Below are 3027 nucleotides of genomic sequence, written 5' to 3'. Positions count from 1 at the left end.
TTGAGCCAGCTCGGCGTCGAAGGTGGTGGCGCCGGCCGGTCGGCCGGGCTGGACGGATCGCTTCTGCATGGACAGAAGCGTCGATTCGCAGCACAATTAAAACCACGTTATCTTTAACTCATTCATCAAAAGCTCACTGTTCTGCGCTTCTACAGAAATCCGCATTTGCGGGTTTCAACAAAGGCGCGAAATCACGGAACCGCCATCGTGTTTATGCCCAAATCCGCAGGTACGGCTTTGCGCTTTTGCGCTTCGGCGGATTCGTGCGGCCGGAGGGTGGCGCCATGACGGCACTCATCACCGAGGACGACCGCGCGCGCCTGCTGGCCCACGGCAAGGCCCGCGCCGCTGGCGAGGCCATCGACCCGGTGCCCGTGGTGCGGTTGTTCACGCCGGACGCGCATGTGACCTGGCTGCTGGCCGCGCTCGATCCTGCGGACGGCGATACGGCCTACGGCCTGATCGACCTCGGGCTGGGGATGCCAGAGCTGGGGACGGTGAAGCTGTCCGACCTGGCCGGCATCGTCGGGCCGCGCCAGCAGCCCGTGCTACGCGACCTCTATTTCCGCCCCACGCGCACGCTGTCGGAATACACCCGGCTGGCCGAGCGCGACGGAGCGATCCCGGACTGAATACGGCCTACTGTGACTTTTTCAGTCTGGCGTCATGCCGGGCAGGTCTCAATCGGGATTCTTGCGGCATACCCCGGCCAGTCTGATCGAAACAGTCATGATGCCTGGCTTGGGTTGCGGCAGGCTGGCCGATACGGCGTCCCACGGTCGGGGCGCTGCCACCGCCGCATTGAGACGGAAACCGCAACGCATCGGAGCCAATCGGTCTTGACAACCCCAGTCACCATTTTTACCCATGACGTTCTGACGATGGCGATGTAGCGCGTAGCCCAGCCGTGGCGGCGATTCCTGTTCCCAGGAGGTTGCGTCATGGCCGACCGCGCCGCCGAGCCTTGGTATCCGACTGCCGCGTATCTGTACGTGCTGCATCTGGACAGCCTTGCGCTCGCCTGGGAGTACCTGCGCAGGCACCCCGACTACCGGCTCGACTGGCTGCGCCATCGTCGTCGGTCGCAGGCGGCACAGGAAGCGGCGCAACGCTGGGGCTTGCGCCTGCTGGAAGACCCGGCCCTGGATGCGCGCGACGCGCATCCGGCCTGGCTGCCCGGCCACGCTGCGATGGTGCAGCTCTACCCGGATGAAGATCCGCCACCCGATGCCTCGATCTTCGCGTTCTGGCGCATCCCTGGCCATAAGCAACTGCTCCATGACGGCAAACGGCTGGCGCTGATCGCGCGCAGCCCAGGCCATTGCCTGCGCTTTGCGCTGGCCCCCGGCCTGGAAGACGGCATGGCTGTCGCCTATGCCCATCGCGGCGGCACTGCCGCGCCTGTGCGCGGTCATGTGCCCGGCGTGACCTTCGCCGCCACGCCCAGGCCAACACCGTCCGCGCTGCTGGAACTGCACACCTTGCAGGCGCTCGACGCGACCCTGGCGGGCGCGTCCTCGCGTGAGGTCGGCGAAGGCTTGTTCGGTGCCGACGCCGTGGCCGACTGGTACGCCGACGGCGGCTTGCGCTCCAAGGTGCGCCGCTTGGTGCGGCGTGGCGATGCGCTGATGCGCGGCGGCTATCGCCGCCTAGCACAGCTTGCGCCGCTTGAGAAGGGTCGTTTTGAAGGCGACGCAAAACGACCCTGAGCAAGTGGGCCGCGTTTTCTGAGCCTGCCTCCATCCGGTTGCGCTGTGTGGCCGGAGCTTTGAAAGCTATGGAGGTTCACACCATGCGTCCTGCTCCCTTGCGGCCTGCCGCCGCTGTCTCGACCGCTGCCGCGCAGCCCCAACGCTATCTCACCAACGACGAAGCCGCCGAGTACCTGCGCCTGTCGCCGCGCACGCTGGAAAAGCAGCGCGTGATCGGCGGCGGCCCGCGCTTTCGCAAGTTCGGCCGGCGGGTCATGTACGCCGTGGCCGACCTCGATGCCTGGGCCGCCGACCGCAGTTTCGAGACGACTTCCGATCCCGAGTACGCCGAGCACCACTCGGCCGACAGCCGTGCGCGCTGATCGGCGGCGCGTGGATGGCCTTCGCCATGTCCACACCCTTGCAGGAGCGCGAACAGCTCGACCTGTTTCGCGCGCTGCCGGGCGACATGGCGCCACGCGACAGCCAGGACTTGATGGCCTTTCCGTTCTTCTCGCTGGCGAAGTCCAAACGGGTCAAGCCCATCGACTTCCGGGCGGGCAACGTGACGATCCGCGTGGAAGGCACGCAGGAGCACGGCATCGCCACGATCTGGGATGCCGACATCCTGATCTGGGCCGCCAGCCAGATCGTGGAAGCGCGAGATGCGGATTTGCGCCCGTCGCGGCTGATGCAGGCCACGCCCTACGAGATCCTGCGCTTCATCGGGCGCGGGACGTCGCTGCGCGACTACCAGCGCCTCAAGGCTGCGCTGGATCGGCTGCAATCGACCACGGTGGCCACGTCCATCCGCGAGACGACCGGGCGGCGATTGCATCGGTTTTCCTGGATCAACGAGTGGAAGGAACTGGCCGATGCCAGCGGCACGCCGCTGGGCCTCGAACTGATCCTGCCGGACTGGTTCTTTGCCGGCGTGCGCGACGCCGCCCAGGTGCTGACCCACGACCCGGCGTATTTCCGGCTCACGGGCGGCATCGAGCGGTGGCTGTACCGCCTGGTGCGCAAGCACGGCGGGCGGCAGCCGGGCGGCTGGCAATTCGACTTCCAGCACCTGTACCGCAAATCGGGCAGCGTGGCGCGCTACTACGACTTCGCCGCCGACCTGCGGGCGCTGGTGGCGCGGCAAGCCTTGCCGGGCTACCTGTTGGGCATCGAGCACGCGTCCGGGATTTCCTCGCCGCTGCTGACCTTCCGGCCCGTGCCGCAAACGGCACGGGGATAACTTCGGGAGAGTCTGTGGATGGACTCGTGCTATCAGGCAACAGAGGTGTCGTGCTATCAGGCAACGAATCCTCGTGCTATCAGGCAACAAAAT

The 3027-nt window shown here is 66.4% G+C and carries 4 protein-coding genes; all 4 read left to right on the top strand.

Annotated elements, in window-relative coordinates; all coding sequences use genetic code 11:
* Positions 1-284 precede the first annotated feature (284 nt).
* Positions 285-632 carry a DUF2958 domain-containing protein gene (locus Q8R75_RS13665; protein WP_056581638.1) on the top strand — a complete coding sequence of 116 codons (348 nt, stop codon included), beginning with the start codon at positions 285-287 and terminating at the stop codon, positions 630-632.
* Positions 633-941: 309 nt separating this feature from the next.
* Positions 942-1709 carry a DUF2285 domain-containing protein gene (locus tag Q8R75_RS13660; protein ID WP_056581641.1) on the top strand — a complete coding sequence of 256 codons (768 nt, stop codon included), beginning with the start codon at positions 942-944 and terminating at the stop codon, positions 1707-1709.
* An 83-nt stretch (positions 1710-1792) separates the two neighbouring features.
* Complete coding sequence (locus Q8R75_RS13655) at positions 1793-2074, top strand: helix-turn-helix domain-containing protein (RefSeq protein WP_013721771.1); 282 nt, start codon at positions 1793-1795, stop codon at positions 2072-2074.
* Positions 2075-2100: 26 nt separating this feature from the next.
* Entirely contained in the window at positions 2101-2934 is an 834-nt protein-coding gene (locus Q8R75_RS13650; protein WP_305663713.1) for a replication initiator protein A, read from the top strand.
* Positions 2935-3027 lie beyond the last annotated feature (93 nt).

Origin of the sequence: Methyloversatilis sp. (genome assembly GCF_030696805.1) — a bacterium.
Taxonomy (GTDB): Bacteria; Pseudomonadota; Gammaproteobacteria; order Burkholderiales; family Rhodocyclaceae; genus Methyloversatilis.
This window is presented reverse-complemented; position numbering and strand designations above follow the sequence as displayed.

Excerpts from the sequence above, each read along its gene's own strand:
- Q8R75_RS13665 (WP_056581638.1), top strand. The coding sequence starts at position 285 with ATGACGGCACTCATCACCGAGGACGACCGCGCGCGCCTGCTGGCCCAC.
- Q8R75_RS13650 (WP_305663713.1), top strand. The coding sequence starts at position 2,101 with ATGTCCACACCCTTGCAGGAGCGCGAACAGCTCGACCTGTTTCGCGCG.
- Q8R75_RS13660 (WP_056581641.1), top strand. The coding sequence starts at position 942 with ATGGCCGACCGCGCCGCCGAGCCTTGGTATCCGACTGCCGCGTATCTG.
- Q8R75_RS13655 (WP_013721771.1), top strand. The coding sequence starts at position 1,793 with ATGCGTCCTGCTCCCTTGCGGCCTGCCGCCGCTGTCTCGACCGCTGCC.